This window comes from Enterococcus massiliensis, assembly GCF_001050095.1.
Classification (GTDB): Bacteria; Bacillota; Bacilli; order Lactobacillales; family Enterococcaceae; genus Enterococcus_C; species Enterococcus_C songbeiensis.
In genome coordinates this window covers 302822-320174 of record NZ_CVRN01000005.1, presented here as the reverse complement: position 1 = coordinate 320174, position 17353 = coordinate 302822, and the positions used below count along the sequence as shown (strand labels likewise).

14 protein-coding genes are annotated in these 17353 nt (G+C 36.1%); 1 reads left to right on the top strand and 13 read right to left on the bottom strand.

Going from position 1 to position 17353, the window contains the following annotated elements; genetic code table 11:
- Window positions 1-206: 206 nt before the first annotated feature.
- The 9 genes from BN1875_RS04540 to BN1875_RS04500 form a co-directional block, all read right to left on the bottom strand.
- Complete coding sequence (locus BN1875_RS04540; protein WP_048603675.1) at window positions 207-1232, bottom strand: LacI family DNA-binding transcriptional regulator; 1026 nt, start codon at window positions 1230-1232, stop codon at window positions 207-209.
- Between the two features lie 59 nt (window positions 1233-1291).
- Complete coding sequence (locus BN1875_RS04535) at window positions 1292-2107, bottom strand: carbohydrate ABC transporter permease (protein ID WP_048603674.1); 816 nt, start codon at window positions 2105-2107, stop codon at window positions 1292-1294.
- Window positions 2107-2982: a carbohydrate ABC transporter permease gene (locus BN1875_RS04530; RefSeq protein ID WP_048603673.1), complete on the bottom strand. Its 876-nt coding sequence runs from the start codon at window positions 2980-2982 to the stop codon at window positions 2107-2109. The genes BN1875_RS04535 and BN1875_RS04530 overlap by 1 nt, the downstream gene beginning before the upstream one ends.
- Window positions 2983-3046: 64 nt before the next feature.
- On the bottom strand, window positions 3047-4435 hold the full coding sequence (locus BN1875_RS04525) for an extracellular solute-binding protein (RefSeq protein WP_048603672.1): 1389 nt from the start codon (window positions 4433-4435) through the stop codon (window positions 3047-3049).
- A 278-nt stretch (window positions 4436-4713) separates the two neighbouring features.
- On the bottom strand, window positions 4714-6897 hold the full coding sequence (locus BN1875_RS04520) for an alpha-galactosidase (protein WP_048603671.1): 2184 nt from the start codon (window positions 6895-6897) through the stop codon (window positions 4714-4716).
- 29 nt (window positions 6898-6926) lie between these two features.
- Window positions 6927-9029, bottom strand: a complete 2103-nt coding sequence (locus BN1875_RS04515) for a glycoside hydrolase family 36 protein (RefSeq protein WP_048603670.1) — start codon at window positions 9027-9029, stop codon at window positions 6927-6929.
- 21 nt (window positions 9030-9050) lie between these two features.
- Window positions 9051-9872, bottom strand: coding sequence for a carbohydrate ABC transporter permease (locus tag BN1875_RS04510; protein ID WP_048603669.1), 822 nt, complete (start codon window positions 9870-9872; stop codon window positions 9051-9053).
- Between the two features lie 11 nt (window positions 9873-9883).
- A complete protein-coding gene (locus BN1875_RS04505; protein ID WP_048603668.1) occupies window positions 9884-10774 on the bottom strand; it encodes a carbohydrate ABC transporter permease in 891 nt (296 codons plus the stop codon).
- Window positions 10775-10840: 66 nt separating this feature from the next.
- Window positions 10841-12115 carry an ABC transporter substrate-binding protein gene (locus BN1875_RS04500; protein ID WP_048603667.1) on the bottom strand — a complete coding sequence of 425 codons (1275 nt, stop codon included), beginning with the start codon at window positions 12113-12115 and terminating at the stop codon, window positions 10841-10843.
- 196 nt (window positions 12116-12311) lie between these two features.
- On the opposite strand from BN1875_RS04500, the gene BN1875_RS04495 reads away from it, so the two are divergent.
- Window positions 12312-13340, top strand: a complete 1029-nt coding sequence (locus BN1875_RS04495; RefSeq protein WP_048603666.1) for a LacI family DNA-binding transcriptional regulator — start codon at window positions 12312-12314, stop codon at window positions 13338-13340.
- Between the two features lie 561 nt (window positions 13341-13901).
- On the opposite strand, the gene BN1875_RS04490 is transcribed toward BN1875_RS04495, so the two are convergent.
- From BN1875_RS04490 to BN1875_RS04475, 4 genes are read right to left on the bottom strand one after another with little or no spacing between them, the layout of a single operon-like run.
- Window positions 13902-14930, bottom strand: a complete 1029-nt coding sequence (locus BN1875_RS04490) for a Gfo/Idh/MocA family protein (RefSeq protein ID WP_048603665.1) — start codon at window positions 14928-14930, stop codon at window positions 13902-13904.
- Complete coding sequence (locus BN1875_RS04485) at window positions 14930-15898, bottom strand: sugar phosphate isomerase/epimerase family protein (RefSeq protein ID WP_048603664.1); 969 nt, start codon at window positions 15896-15898, stop codon at window positions 14930-14932. The genes BN1875_RS04490 and BN1875_RS04485 overlap by 1 nt, the downstream gene beginning before the upstream one ends.
- Window positions 15895-16611, bottom strand: coding sequence for a ThuA domain-containing protein (locus tag BN1875_RS04480; protein WP_048603663.1), 717 nt, complete (start codon window positions 16609-16611; stop codon window positions 15895-15897). The genes BN1875_RS04485 and BN1875_RS04480 overlap by 4 nt, the downstream gene beginning before the upstream one ends.
- Entirely contained in the window at window positions 16611-17348 is a 738-nt protein-coding gene (locus tag BN1875_RS04475) for a sugar phosphate isomerase/epimerase family protein (RefSeq protein WP_048603662.1), read from the bottom strand. The genes BN1875_RS04480 and BN1875_RS04475 overlap by 1 nt, the downstream gene beginning before the upstream one ends.
- Between the last annotated feature and the right edge of the window lie 5 nt (window positions 17349-17353).

Here is a 17353-nt window from a genome sequence, read left to right as displayed (position 1 = left end):
CCTTCAATCTAATTTGTTTACATGTATCTCTCATTCTTTGATAGAAAAGAATTTATTCTCCATTCAGTTTGTGCTTCCCTAAGTTTAACGTTCAACTTAAAGGAGAAGAAATTGCCCCACTTGATCAACTGCAGATCAGGGGACGGGGAACTGCCTATATTTTCAAATTCCCAGTATTTCTTATATTTATTGTTACACTAATCATTTTATTCGTTTATTTTTTTTACTGTTTCTCGAATCTTTAATTCCCCTGAAAGATTAGTCAATTGGGGAACCTTTTTCCCTTTATCAACAATGTCTGCCAACATTTGCATCGCCAACATCCCTTTTTTGAGTTGATCTAACTTGACTGTTGTCAACGGCGGATCATTAAACTCTGCATATTTGATGTCATCAAAACCGATAACTGAGAGTTCCTCTTCATAATTCACCTGATTTTCCTTCAGAAAGTAAAGGAAACGAATCGCTAAATAGTCAGCAGTAATCAAAACAGCGGAATAGTCTCCAAAATTTGCCAGCATTTCGTCAAAATCATTATGGGTATAAAGTAAGGAATCACTCACTATCAGATTTTTCTTTTTCAGAGCAGACAAGTAGCCAATATAACGTTGCTGGACAACACTTGTTTGGTTGATATCAAAATCATAGGAAAGAAAGGCAATTTTTTTATGTCCATTTTCAATCAAGTAGTCTGTCGCCAAAAAAGCAGCAGTGAAATCATCCGTATTCACAAAATAGCGATTTGGATACTCAGTAATATTTGAGTAAATTCTTTCATCTAAATGAGTGTCAATAAAAATAATTGGAACCTGAATGCTCTGATTTATTTTCTCAAAAAGCGATTGGCTGAATCCTACAGCGATAAATCCGTCAAACCGCCAATTCTTTTGTATATTTTCAATATCTTTTTGTGAAGTCACTTTATGAACCAACGTAAAAAAACCGTTTGGCTTTGTGATTCGCTCAATTCCTTCCAATACTTCTGCAACGAATGGGTCCGTGAAATCCAATTGGGGTGTTTGAGAAAAATACAACAGCCCAATCAAGCGAGAAGAAGAGCGAACCAACGCACGAGCATTCATATTTGGTGAGTAATTATATTTTTCAATAATTCCTTCGATTAGTTCCCGTTTGTTTTCTGAAACGCGATGAGCCTTGTTATTGATCACGTTAGAAACGGTTGTAATACTGACCCCCGCTTCTTCTGCGATTTTTTTTATAGTTACTTTCATGCTCATCGTCCTTTCCGGTCGTGTTAAGAGTATTATAGCTGATTATTGAAAATGTTCAATTACTTAATCGATCCGCTGGCTACCCCTGCAATAAACCGTTTTTGGAAAATAATATAAATAACTACAACTGGAATAATGGAAATAGATGTTGCAGCAAATAATCCACCATAATCGGTTCCGTATTGTCCATTAAACAAACGAAGTCCTACCGACAATAACTGTTTGGATTGATCATCAATCATCAAATAAGGCCATAGAAAATCTTCCCAACTCCACAAGAATTGAAAAATTGCCAAACTCGAGATTGCATTTCGCGACATGGGTAAAATAATACGATGGAAGATATAGAAATCTGTGGCACCATCCACGCGAGCAGCTTCAAGTAATTCATCTGATATTTGAGAAATCGACTGCCGGAACATGAAAATTCCAAATCCACTGACCATGGAAGGAATAATCAATGATTTATAGGTGTTCAACCAACCAAAATCTACCATCATTTCATATTTAGGGATAATTGTAACCGCCCATGGCAGCATCATCGTACTTAACACAACACCAAACAAGATATTTTTGCCTTTAAAATGAAATTTCGAAAAAACAAATCCCATTAAAGCACTTGTATAGATAATGATTACTGTCGTTAAGACTGCTACAAACAAGCTGTTAAAGAACATTCTCATAAAATCAAATTTTTCTTGGACATCTGTAAAATTTGACAGTGTGGAAGGAGTTGGAAATAAGCTTCCACCGATTTTTACGATTTCACTGTTTGGAGCAAAAGATGAAAGTAGCATCCAGACAAATGGAACAATCGTAACCAATGCCAAAAGAAGTAAAATCAAGTTTAGTATAACAGATTTTGTTTTTTCCATTAGGAGTCATTCCTTTCCCCAGTAATCTTGAACATGATGATTGTCAAGATACCGATAATAACGAACAGCAAAATTGCCATTGCCGAAGCTGTCCCAAAATTATATTTGACAAATGCTTCATCGTAAATCAAATAGGAGATAACATAAGTCGAGGTCCCCGGTCCACCATCAGTCATGATCAAAATTTGAATATAGGCTTGCAAATATGTAATCAAGGAAGTGATGACTACAAAAAGAGTCGTTGGTTTCAACAATGGCAAAGTAATCCGCCAAAAAGTCTGCCAACCTGATGCTCCATCAATTTTTGAAGCTTCAAAAACATCTTCTGGAAGCCCCATCAATCCTCCTAGGAACAAAACAGTTGCATAACCAAAATCTTTCCAGATTGTCATAATAATAATAGCAGGTAATGCCCATTGGGAATCTTTTAACCAGTTGATATCTAAATTGAACACTTTGTTGATTAAGCCAAACTGTGGATCAAACATCCACATCCAGACAAAGGAAACAGCTACTAAAGGCGTAATCGTTGGCATGTAGAAAAGACCTTGAAAAACAGTTTTTACTTTAGTTAGTTTGGAAGAAAGCAACAACGCCAATCCCAACCCAAATACTACTCGAAAAACAACTGCAAAAAAGGCGAATACCATTGTATTTCCCATGGACTTCCAGAAAAGACCACTCGTTAATACCTCTTTAAAGTTTTCCAATCCTACAAAATTGTATTTGTCGATCAATGGATTCCAGTCATGTAAACTACCAGCAAATGCCTTATAAATTGGGTAGACTAAAAAGATTGCAAAGTAAACAATCAATAAAACCACTGCGACATTTCTTAAATTAATAATTGAATTTTTTCGTTTTATTGTCTCCATTGTATCTCACCTCTCTTTGTAAATAGAGATGCTAAGACGTTTCTTAGCATCTCAAGACATTTAATTATTTAGCTTCATCGATAAATTGATAGCTGCTTTCCAAAGATGTAAAATCTGTATCTTTCATATCTTTTTCCATTTGTTCTTGTCCAGCTTTTAATGAACTATCTAAAGCTTTGCCATTAAATAAAACGTCTTCCATTGTTTGTGTCCCTGTTGTTTCAATCGTTGCTGGGAATGGCCCCGGCCAAATCAAGCGATCGACCCGTGGTGCGATTACTTTTAGAATTGGATTATCTAAAATATCTTTATTTTCAGCAAGTGATTTTTTCGTTGGGAAGGAAGCCAATGACAGAGCTCCTGCTTTTGAATATTCATCATTTGCTAAACAGTATCTCAAGAAATCTTGTGCAACTGCTTGTTGTTCTTCCGTTTGATTCTTATTAATACCTGGTGTACTTTCACCATTGTAGCGATCATACGCCATTGGAACGGATTCATCTGGAGTTGGTGTTGCAAAGACGCCAAAATCAATGTCAGGGTAATTTGTATTTAATTCATTTAAATAGAAGCCCCATTTGTAAACCATGGCTGACTGTCCATTACCAAAACTTTGAGAAGAATCTGCACCAAAATCTTTTGAACCAACTTGATCTTCATTATAAAGATCTAGCAAAAATTGCAGATTTTCTTTTGTTGTATCATTGTCATAATTAGCAACTTTACCGTCTTCTTTGAAGAGTAACTCCCCTTTTTGGTAATTTAATCCTTGATAAATGGCACTGTAGGTTTCACCATTCCAGTTAAATCCTGCTTGAGTAATCTTGTCGCCATCTTTTTTTGTTAATTTTTTAGCAACTTCCCGGAATTGATCCCAAGTTTTTGGAATATCTGCATCTGTTAACCCTGCTTCTTTCCACAAATCCTTATTGTAATAAATGTTCCCTGTATTGATCATGCTGTCGATATAATAAACATTCCCATCGATTACGTGAGGATCAACAGAAGTAAAATCTGCTTTCAATTCCTCTGTGTCAATATCATATGGCTGTAAATAAGGAATTAATAAATCATGTTGAGAATTATGAATGTTAAAAACTGCTGGCCCATTTTTTCCCTTTAATGCTAATGGTAGCTTTGTCCAGTAATCTTCCCATGGATGATTCACGACTTTAATTGTTACATTAGGATAGATTTTTTCATATTCTTTGGCCATCGTAATGGCAGGATCCCCTTCATTCCAAGTCCAGTATTCAATATTAATTGTTTCTCCATCGTTGACCAGTTTATTAGGATCAAATTTTACTTGATCACCAAGAACCTCCATTCCCTTATCTTCTTTTGTATCCGTTGTCCCGCCGGCGCTTCCACCATCTTTGCTACTCCCGCAGGCTGCCAATCCGCTGATCATTAAGAGTGATGCTAACGCCATAAAAATTTTTTTCTTTTTCATGAAGCTTTTCCTCCCTTTAGTTTAACGTTTAACTTCGAATATAGTTTAACGTTAAACTAAAATTTTGTCAACGCTTCCATAGAAGATTTATTATTTAATAATCCATTTTTATTTGAGGACTTTGAGTTTATCGCATCATTTTAAGAAAAAATAACAAAATTTCAGAGAATTTTTTCGCACACTTTGCAAGCTCAGCTGAGTCTGAAGACATAATAAATAAGATCGACCAGTTTCACCTGATCGACCCTATTTTAACGATACTTATGTTTCCAATATATTTATTTCCCCTCCAAGTAAAAAACTTCCGACACGTAATCTCCTTGTAATTCCGGATTAATTGGCAAACCAAGGTTCATTAACTCATCACCAAAATAGTTTTTTTCACCAATTCGATAGCAGATATCTTCCGACAAACCGGTAAGTTTTAATGTAGTAATGGGATTTGACGCTTCAGCTAAAACACGGAAATAAAAAAGTAAGGCCTCTGTCATATCTCCGGAAACAAGCATCCATACAGTCTCATTTTCTTCAAAAGGACTCTTTAAACGAATGAATTTTCCATATTGCAATAATCTCCGATGCTTTTTATAAAAGGTGACTTGTTCTTTTATTTCATTTTTTTCACTCATTTCAAGTGCTGTGAGGTCCAGTTCATACCCGAAAATTCCTGACATAGCTACATCACCTCGCAGCTTCAAACTCGTCTTCCGCCCAGTCTGATGGTTAGGAATGGCTGAAACATGTGAACCCATGCTTGAAATTGGATAAACAAGACTAGTTCCATATTGGATTTTTAAACGAGCTATTGCATCTGTATTATCACTTGTCCAAGTCTGCGGCATATAATAGAGCATTCCCGGATCAAATCTTCCTCCACCACCTGAGCAACTTTCAAATAAAATATTTGGATATTCTTTAGTCAATTTTTCTAAAAATTCATATAATCCTAAAATATATCGATGAGCCACTTCCCCTTGCTGATCAGCTGGCAACAGTTTTGAATACACTTCTGTCATATTTCGATTCATATCCCATTTAATATAATCAATCGTTGCATTATCTAAAACTTTTTTCATTTGCTCATACAAATTTTCTCGAACATCTTTTCTAGAAAAATCCAATACATATTGACTTCTCCCTAATGATTTTTCACGGGAAGGAACAGCGAAAGCCCAATCTGGATGCACCTTATATAATTCACTAGCTTCTGAAATCATTTCTGGTTCAAACCAAATACCAAACTTCATTCCCTTTTGGTGAACCTTTTGAGAAAGTCCTTTGAGTCCACTAACAAGCTTCGTTGGATGTTCAAACCAATCTCCCAATGAGGATTGGTCATTTTCTCTATTTCCAAACCACCCATCATCTAAAACGAACATTTCAATTCCTAAATTCGCTGCTTCATCCACTATTTTCATAATTTTTGGTTCGTCAAAATCAAAATACGTTGCTTCCCAATTGTTGATAAGCACAGGTCGTTCCTTTTGTTTAAATTGTCCTCGTGTAAGGTGATGATTAAATAGTTCATGAAAGGTTTGAGACATTCCATTTAAGCCATCCTCGCTAAATACCATGGCAGCTTCTGGCGTCTGAAATGACTTTCCAGCTTCTAGCTGCCACGAAAAATTATAAGAATTTATTCCCATAATCAAGCGAGTTTGATCATACGGATCCTTTTGAATAACTGTTTCATGATTACCGCTATAAATCAAAGAAAAGCCATAAGCTATTCCATAATTTTCAGAGGTTGAGGGCTCAGCTAATACAGCAAAAGGATTTTGCTGATGGCTGCTCGAGCCGCGTTTGCTATCCAATACCTTAATTCCAGTATTCACTGACTCACGTGTCAAATATCTTTCTCTTGCCCAAGTTCCATTCAAATGTAATAAATCAAAATTTGTCGCTGGAAAATCTAGGGAGAGGCTGGCCAATCGATTGATTTCGACCTTTTGAGCACCAAAATTAATTAATTTTGCAGAACGAGTAATAACATTCAAATAAGAAAAAATACTATAACTAATCTCCAAATTTAACTGACTGACCTTATCCTCCAAAACAAGGGTTAATGTTTCTGCTTCCCCCTCATTAGTGGTATAAGTTGCGGGTAACCCGGATAATCTCTCTTTTCCCGTGCTAATTCGATAGTCTTTATATCGAAAATCAACAATCCTACTGCCATTGGTCAACTTTATATTATAGGCAGGTTCTCTAAAATCACCGAATCCATTCCCGGGAAATTCCATCAATAATGTATCTAAGGACAAATTTCGATCAATACTATTTGGTGGATTCGGTGAAAAAGAACGGTCAATCCGTGGATAGCAATGGTTCCCAGAGTACTGATTAATTTTCTTGCCAAAATAAAGATGGCTCAAATAATTGTTCTCTTCAATTGCAATGAGGTAGCTGATTTTTTTATTACTTAAATGAAAAACCTGTTCATTTTGGTTATAAGTAATCATTTTGAAAATGGTACTCCTCTCGTAATTTTTTAGTCTTGAGGTAGAATTTCAAATATCCGTGCAGTGTTTTCACCTTCAAATGATAATGAAAGTTTTCCATAAAATGCGTTCCACTCCCAATCATATTGCCAATCTTTTGGATAGACTAATCTTAAGTTTATCTTCTTTCCACTCAGCCATGAAAAATCTAGTATTATAACATTGTTCTCTGGTTTTTTCTTCCAAACTGAAAAATAAATCTTATCATTTGTTCTCCAACCGAATACATGCCACTGATCCTCAAAGCTTGCGAACTTATTCAGTGGATAAATTGGTTCTCCAAATGGGATATACTGACGCAACTCATTTTTATAGGTATTGATAGCCTCCTTAACTAGTAATTTTCTATCTAGTGATATTTCAGCTAAATGTCCACTTTGGTGAATACGCAACATCATCGCGTTTGCCATATTATAAACCACTTCATTCAAATCACCTGTCTTCAATGGATATGACCAAACCGCTGCCTGTTCAGGCGTCATTAATGTGCTTGCATTTGCTGCAATCGCACCTGTCTTAAGATAGTCTTCCTGATCACTAGTTGATTGGAGACTGTGTCTAGAAAGGAGGGCATAATCCTCTCGCATACCACCACTACTACAACTTTCAATAATTAATTCGGGATACTTTTCAAATTGATGATCTAACCAAGAAAGATATGCACGATTATGCTCTAAAAGTCCATCACCCACGCTATCCGAATTTAAGTCTGTACCCACGCCCGCATCAATGTTATAGTCCATTTTAATATAACCCACGCCATATTCATTTACTACACGTTGTATAATTTCATCAGCAAATTTCTGTACCTCTAAATTTCTAAAATCTAGCTGATAACGGTCTCGGTCAATTACTAATTTCCCATGTCTGTGAAAAAACCAATCTTTTGGGGTAGTTTCGACCAACGGGGAATTAATCCCCATTACTTCGATCTCTAGCCACAGACCAGGAATCATTCCCTTTTTCCGAATATACTCTGTCAACTCTTGTATTCCATTCGGGAATCTTTCAAGTGAAGGGCGCCATTCACCCACGCCATCCCACCACTCTCCAGCAGAGTACCAACCAGCATCAATACAATAATATTCACAACCAATTTCGGCTGCAGCATCAATCAGAGGAATTTCTTTTTCTGTTGTTGGATCGCCAAACAGACAGTTCATATAATCATTAAATATTACGCCTAATTGTTGATTATCTTTGTTATTTCTTCTGATACATCTTCGATAATTCGTTAATTCTTTCAATACGGAATCTAACTTACCATGAGAAAAAGCAATTGCCACCGGTACAGTTGAGAAATATTCGCCCGGATTTAATTCCTTATACCAATGATTTTGACGGTCATTGGGACCACTGAGTTGCAAATAAATCAAATCTTTAATTCCACCGATTTCCCAGTTCCATGAACCTTGATTTTCAATTTGCCACGCAACAAATGATTCTGCTTCTTGATTTTCGAGAATTGCCATAGGAGCAAGTTCATGTGAAGACCAAGTACCCGAATTACTACCAAAAATTCGTCTTGACGAAGCTATTTCTTCGCTATAAAAACCTAATTCCTCGAAGGAATATTTCTTCCACATTCCTTCATTTGACCATGAACTATGAGGCATGTGAATAATCATCTTCTCGTTTCTTTTTTTCAATCCTTCAAAATCTAAATTTGCCAGATAGAATGATGAAATATACTCCATTCCAACTGATTTCTTACCTTTGTTTAATACACTAGTCCATGTTCTAATCGCCTTAATTCCTCGATAGAATTGCCACGATACTATCACATTAGTGTCCGTGATAGTATCAAGTAGATTAAATTCAAAATGCTTACCATGCATATTTTCTTTCACTGAATAATCTTGAAATCGAAGTCGATATCCTGGAAGTGTTCCAACTTGTCTAGGACCATGATGTTTTACGACATTTTCTCCAGAAAACTTTACTTCTACGAGACGCTGATTATTCGCAAATTCTTCCTCAAGATTATTTCTTTTAGGCATAGGAACGTCAGAAAAATGAACCAATCTGATATCTTTATTTTCATTAACCATCAATACAGCATATAAACCATTTTCTTGAATTTCGATTTTCATTAAATTTCTCCTTATTAATTGCTATAGTTTCCCACCTGTTGTAGCAATTCCTTCTATAAATTTCTTTTGAAAAATTACAAATATAAGTATCATCGGCCAAATTGCAAGCAGAGATCCCGCCATTAACTGTGGGTAGTTCGTAGTATATTGGCCTTGAAGATTTGCTAAGCCTGATGATAACGTCATCTTATTCATTGAAGTGTTTACAATTAATGGCCACATTAAATCTTTAAATGAAAATAACGCTGTAAAAATTGCTAAAGCTATCAACCCAGATTTAGCAAGTGGTAGCATTATTTTAAAGAAAATATCCCAAATATTCGCTCCATCTAGAACAGCTGCCTCCTCCAAATCATCTGGAAGGCTAAGAAAGAATTGTCGAAGTAAGAACGTTCCGAAAGCACTTACAAACCCTGGGATAATTAAAGCTGGAACAGAATCCAATAATCCTAATTTTTGAACTAATAAGTATTGAGGAGTTATAAAAATTTGAGATGGAATCATCATTTGCACAAGAACCATTCCAAAAAAAATATCCCTACCCGGAAAATGCAAGCGAGCACAGGCATATGCTGCCATTGCACTAAATAGTACTGAACCAAAAACTCGACCGATAACCATCAAAAATGTATTCAAATAAAAACTTGCAAAGGGCAATATTTCCGCAACATTTTTAAAATTAATCCACTGAAAATTTTTAGGCAATATTGTTGGGGGAATTTGCATGGACTCTGATAAACTTTTCCCAGCGGTAAGAAACATCCAGACAAAAGGAACTACCATAATAATTCCACCCAATATTAGTAATAAATGTATAATCCAATTTTTATTAGCTGTTTTCATTATGAATCCTCCTAATAATTTACCCATCTTTTTTGTAGCTTCATTTGTACAGCTGTCAAAACTAGTATAATTAGTAGTAGTAAGACAACTATCGCAGATCCGTATCCTTTGTCATTCAAAATGAAAGAATATTTATAAAATAAATAAGCAAGTGATTGAGTATGAAGCATCGCCTCAGTCGATGGCTCAATCATCATGAAAATAACATCAAACACCTGAAATGCTCCGATAATTGTAGTAACAACGACAAAAAATAAAGTTGGAGTAACTAATGGGAGTGTGATACTGAAAAACTGTCGAATGGCTCCTGCACCGTCAATTTTAGATGATTCATAGTAATCTTTAGGAATTTCTTGAAGCCCTGATAAAAGTAAAATCATGTTATATCCAATAGCACTCCATACTCCAACTATGATAATTGTTGAAATAGCGATATTCGGATCAGTAATCCACTGTATACCATTAAGTCCTATTTTCTTCAAAATAAAATTAATCAACCCATAATCTGAATTGAATAACCATCTCCAAATCATAGCTACCGCTGAAGGAGCTGCCACAACAGGCAAAAAATAAATAGTTCGGTAAACGGATAATCCTTTAATTTTTTGATTCATTAATACTGCTGCTAACAGAGAAAATACAACAATCGAGGGAACAGAGACAACTGCATAAATTAAAGTGTTTAACAATGACTGCCAAACCTCTTTATCAACAAACAATTTCTTGTAATTAGTTAGACCTACAAAGACGGCATTTCCAAATCCAGTAGAACGCTGAAAACTAAGAAGGATTGTCTGAATTGCTGGATAAATATTTAATAGAAATAAACCAATTGCTGTTGGTGCGATAAAAAGATACCCATAAATTAGATGCTGTTTATCATATTTTTTACTTTTAGTCATAATATCCTCCTTTTTGAAATTGGAACTGCTGAATCAATTAAAAAATATTGACTCAGCAGTTCATTTCTATTCTGCTTCCTTAATAATTTCATTAGTACCATCTTGAATCTTGGCCGCAATATCTTTGACAGATGTTTTACCTGAAAAAGCATCTCTTAATGTTTCTGTCTCAAATGTTTCCCATTTTATTGTCGAATTATTAAATGGTCGGAGTACGCCATAATCAATTTCATCTACAAATGCCTGAGCATTAAATTCTGGAAATGATTTTACCCACTCTCCAGCTAAGCCGTTATATGCTGGAATAGCTGTGCCATTATCTGCCTGAATCTTATTTCCTTCCTTGCTTGCCAAAAATGTCAAAAATTTCTTTGCCTCTTTTGGATATTTGGTTGTCGCAGAAATTGAATATCCTAATCCATTCATTTGTGTTGCCCGTACTTTTCCCTTTGGTAAAACTGCAACATCACAATTATCTCTAGTATAATCATTATTTTGGAATTGATTCGCCATCCATGACCCATGTGTTATCATTGCTACTCTGCCTGACTGAAACATGGCAGCTGGATCATTTTCATCTAACTGACTGTTAGTCGGAGAAACCTTTTCTTTCAATATCAAATCTATATACCATTGCATTGCATCAACAGTATTTGGCGTATTGAATGTTGATTCATTTCGATTTTCAGTCAATTTAGTACCATTATTTTGGAAAATAAAGTTATTATAGCCATCTTGTGAATTATTAGAAGCTGCAAACCCGTAGATTCCTTTTTCTTGATTTGTTAATTTTTTAGCTGCATCTAAAAATATGTCCCATGTCCAAGTTTCATCTGGGTAAGGGATACCTGCTTCATCAAATAATGTTTTGTTATACCAAAGTGCGACTGTACTGACATCTTTAGGAATTGCATACTGACTATCTTCATACTGATACAGTTTATCAATTCCACTCTTATAGTTACTCATATCGATGATTTCATCCTCGATTAGGTCATCTAACTTGAGTAAAGCTCCATTTGACATATATCGATATGATTCGTTCGAATGCATTGTTATGATATCGGGAGCGGTTCCTCCAGTTGATGCCGCTTCCATTTTTGTCCAGTATTGATCCCATGGTGTCACCTCAACTTCGATATTAACATTTGGATTTTCTTTTTCGAAAGCCTTTGCAATTTCCTTCATGCCTGGCGCTTCATACGTCTCCCACAAAGATAGTTTTAAATTCACGTTTCCGGAACCGCTTCCATTTTTTCCATTAGTAGTAGATCCACAACCTGTAATTCCTAGTAATGATATTGCCAATAAACCAAGTGTTGTACATTTGAATAATTTCATTTTAATACCCCCTATTATTAATTTTTTAGTTGTTTACTACAAATAAAACTTAACTGTTTACTAAAAGTTTTGTCAATACATTTTCTGAAAATTTTTTTTCAATTTAAAATCCTTTATATACGTGGATTTTTATGGTATTTTATTCTTGAAGAAATTAATATCAGTTTAATTTATAATAAGAATAAGGAGTATTATCATGGTAAACATTCGTGATGTTGCAAAAAAAGCTCAACTCTCCCCTGGAACTATTTCTCGTGTACTAAATAAAGATCCAAATCTGTCTGTAAATGAAAAAACAAGGGAAAAAATATATGCAATTTGTACCGAACTGAACTATACACCTAGGCAATATAAAACTAAAAATAAGAAAAAATCCATTGGAATAATCTCTGCGGTTTCCAGAAAAAATGAAATTGATGATTTATATTATAGACAAATTAGAGAAAGCCTCGTTCAAACTTCAAAGTCTCTTAATCTTTGCGTTGATTTTATGATTTTTCTACCCAACTTGGAACAAAGCATCGATCGAATAAAAAATGTTGACTGTATAATTGTTATTGGTCATGTCCAAAAAGATATCCATTCTCAAATAGCTAAAATTAATTCTCGTTTAATTATAGTTGATGATTTTTACTGCTCTTCTGAGTACTCCTCAGTATCTGTTGACTTTTATAGAGAAATGATTAATATATTAGACTATATATACGATTTAGGACATAGAAATATTGCGTTTATTGCTGGCAAGAATCAACGTATTACATTAACAAACGATTATATTCCTGATGGATTAGGAGATAGAGAACAAGCATATACAGACTGGATGAAAAAAAAGCAACTTTCCACCTATAATTACTCTTATATAGGTGATGAATGGTTTGCACAGTCTGGTTATAACTTGACGAATCAGATTATAGAAACCAGAAAAACTTTACCTACAGTCATTGTCGCTGCATCTGATATGATGTCCATCGGAATATTGAGAAGACTTTCAGAATCGAACATTAAGGTACCTGAGGATATTTCTCTGTGTAGCTTTGATGATTTGGAAATGTGTTCTTTCCTAACGCCCTCACTTTCTACATTACATATCGATATTGACGAAATGGTGTATTGGACCTTACAGCTTTGCAAAAATTTGATAAATAAAAAAGATACTCAACCAATTAAAATTGTGTTATCAGGAAAATTAATTGTTAGAGAAAGTCTCCGGAGTATTTCCGACTAACTCTTTTTAATTTTATTCAATATAATCTATTTACCAATAATCGTTATCTTCGTTGACTAGTTCTCAAAATAGAATAACTGTTAAACGCCATAACCATACTGTTTCCAAAAACTTGATCAAAAATCAAACTTTTAGAAATCTATTTATCTTTTTGTTTCACAAATGAATCATAACCCCCCGTCAAACGCGGGTGGTTTGCTCTGGGGCTGTGAGCTCCCGTTACTAAATGACAGCTGAAACAGCTGCTTGCTTCTCTTGGTAGCTATATCATTTCCATTTCGTAGATTCTTTTAATCCTTCTAAACCGCTATCTTTCTAAGAGAATCCTATCCTTAATGATTCTCTTAGAAAGAGAATATTTTTTATTGGTACTCTTAACACTATGATGATCTTCAAGGACTTTAAAAATAATCTTATATTTTTCTTCTGCAGAAAATTTACTTTTTTTAGACATACAGAAACTCCCTATAGAATAGATTTGGAATTTTTGTTTTTTCCTTGTCTACTTTATAGGGAGCATATCAAATGATACACAGTTTTTCTTGCATTTCTAATTCACTTTTATTTCCTCATCATCCCATCAATCAACTGCATCACCTTGCGGACTTCATCATTTTTCACCACAGGCTCCGCACCTTCTCTGACAACTTCATAGAAATTTTGATAAAAGGAAGGATATTCCGTCTTAGGTTCAGGAAATGGTAATCGGATCGTTGCTTCTTCAGACGGTGGCGCCATCGTTTTGGTCAGCCCAACTCCTGCTTGAATAGGCGCCGGTGCGGCCACATTTTGTTTTTGACTGGCACCGACCATTTCTCCAGAAAGATCCCAATCCTCGATTTTAGCGGTCCCATTTGTTCCCTTTACATACCAACGTGGCAATTTTGTATAGTTCGTCGTGCCAACTTCCACCAAAGCACGAACACCATTTTCAAAAATCAGATAACTGATAAAACCATCGTCAACTTCATCCCCAAGAATATAGCTGAAATCAATATCTACTGATTTTATTGGACTATCCACCAACCATAACAATTGGTCCAGTAAATGAACCCCCCAGTCCAGCAACATGCCCCCGCCATGTTTTTTCACATGACGCCAGTCACCAGGAATACCGTTTGCTCCTTGCACCCGAGATTCAATCTGAAAAAGTTCTCCGATTGTTTGCTTTTTATACAATTCGCGGATAATCAAAAAGTCTGGGTCCCATCGGCGATTTTGATGTACCATAAAAATTTGTTGGGTTTCTTTTGCAACGTGTAAAATCTCATCTAATTCTTGGGTATTCATTGCAACAGGTTTTTCACATACTACGTGTTTTCCCGCTTTCATTGCTTGAATAGCCAGTTCTTTATGGCAGTCGTTTGGCGTTGCAATCAGAACGGCTTCAATCGTTGGATCTGTTAAAACGGCTTCGTAACTTTCATAATTTCTCAACCCGTTCTGTTTGGCAAATGCTTGTCGTTCACCAGAAATATCATAGGTTCCAACCACCTGAATTCGTTGCTCTGCCTGTGGCATAATCGTACTTACATGATAGGAACCCATCCCGCCGTAGCCAATGATTGCAAAATGAATTGGTTTGTTCATTACACCCACCACATTTCCGAAGGTTGCTCTTTAATCATTACTGATTTTAGATTTTTGACTGCTCGTGTCAATCCTTCGTCTACTGACATAATTGGATCTTCATGCTCAATACTTAAAACATAATCATACCCATAGATTCGCAAAGCTGAAATCATATCCGACCAAACTTTTAAATCATGTCCACAACCTACAGAACGAAATGTCCATGCCCGTGTTTTTACATTGCTGTAAGGTTGCATATCTGTCAACCCATGCATATTAATATTGTCTTGGTCCAAGTAAGTATCCTTCGCATGAAAATGATGGATTGCATTTGCTTCACCCAGTATCTTGATTGCTGCTACCGGGTCAATTCCCTGCCACCATAAATGACTAGGATCTAAATTACAGCCTATCGCTTTTCCAGTTGCTTCTCGCAAACGCAACATAGTATAAGGCGTATGTGCCAAAAATCCGCCGTGTAATTCAATTCCGATTTTTACTCCGGCACTTTCTGCCACCTGATTGATTGTTTTCCAATAAGGAATCAGCTTTTGTTCCCATTGGTATTCATAATTATCGTTGTATTCAGTTGGCCAAGGCAAAACAGGCCAGTTGACTTGAGTATCCGTTGGGTTTCCACCAGAGACCCCAGAAAAACCGTTGACTACGGGTACGTTCATCAACGAAGCAAGTTTAATCGTTTTTTGTAATAATTCATCGGCTTCTTTCGCTACTGCCGGAAGTGGAGAAATCGGATTATGATGGGCACTCAATGCAGAGATTTCCAAACCCTTGTCTGCTAATTTTGCTAAATATTCTTTACGTGCATCCCCAGATGCTAAAAGATGATCAATATCAAGATGGGCATCACCGGGAGAGCCACCTGTTCCAATCTCAACGGTTTGTAATCCGTAATTTGCAGCAGCAGTGATCATTTCTTCAAACGTCAAATTGTTAAAAACTGGCGTAAATACACCTAATTTCATTTTTCTTCCTCCAATGCTTGATAATGTCCGTATGTTGGGTAAACGGCCTGCGTTGGTGCACACCAGTGAACCGCATTTTTAAGGACTTTTTGCACATTTTTGTTGTAATAACTTGGATAGGTTTCATGCCCTGGTTGAAAATAGAAAATACGACCATTGCCCCGTTGATAAGTACACCCACTGCGAAAAACTTCTCCGCCAGGAAACCAACTGATAAAAATCAGTTCATCTGGAGCAGGAATATCGAAGTGTTCTCCGTACATTTCTTCTTGTTCCAATTCAAAATAATCACCGATACCTTCTGTAATCGGATGTCCTGGTTTTACATTCCAAATGCGGCAATGTTTCTGATCTTCCCGCCATTTTAAATCACAGGAAGTTCCCATTAATTTTTTGAAAATTTTTGAGAAATGACCGGAGTGCAACACAATCAAGCCCATTCCTTGCAATACCCGCTGTTGGACCCGTTCGACAATGACATCTTGTACCTCATCATGTGCTTGATGCCCCCACCACACTAACACATCTGTCTGAGCTAAAACTTCCTCAGTCAAGCCATGTTCTGGCTCATCCAAAGTAGCAGTGCGAATCGTGAAGTCATCTGTTCCCAATAATTCCGCCAACTGACCGTGAATACCTTTAGGATACATTTGTTGAACTGCTTCATCCGTTTTTTCATGACGAAATTCATTCCAAATCGTTACGCGAATCATTAAAACACTTCCTCTATTATTTTTTTCAAATTATGCTGATTCATTACAGCAGCTTCCATCGGTGAAAACTTTTGAAAAGCTTCCTGCTCAATGATTAGCCAAGGCATTGCTTGTACTTTGGCAAATTCCAAATAAGCCTTGATTGGCAGAACACCCCGACCAATTTCCGTACTTTCTTTAGGCTCCCTCTGCATATCTTTAATATGCAGCAAGGCTATTTTCGATTGATGCTGTCTAAGCCAAGCAGCTACATCGATCCCAGCATAAGCCAACCAATAAAGATCAACTTCTAATTTCACTGTTTGCGACAAATAATCGAGAATATCTGTGTCTGGAATTTCAGAAAACTCATGAGCATGATTGTGGTAAGCAAAGTGCAATCCAGCTTCTTTCAACTTTGTATCGATCTGTTGTAAGTCACACGCTGCTTGCTGCCAGTCTTCAAAGGTTTCAAAATGCAGCCATGGACAAACTACTTGTGAATTACCAATCATTTTTTCAAAAGCGATAACCGCTGGTAAATCATTTTTCAGCTCTTCAAACGAAATATGAGAAGCGGCTACTTCCAGTTTCAGTTCTGTCAGCCAGTTTTTGATTTCTTCTGCTGTTTTTCCGTGATAACCAGCAAATTCGACACCATCATAGCCAGCTTCTTTCAGTTGTTTTAGGGTGCCATAGAAATCGGCTTCGCAAGCTTCCTTGACACTCCATAATTGCAAAGCAATTTTAGGTTTCATTTTCT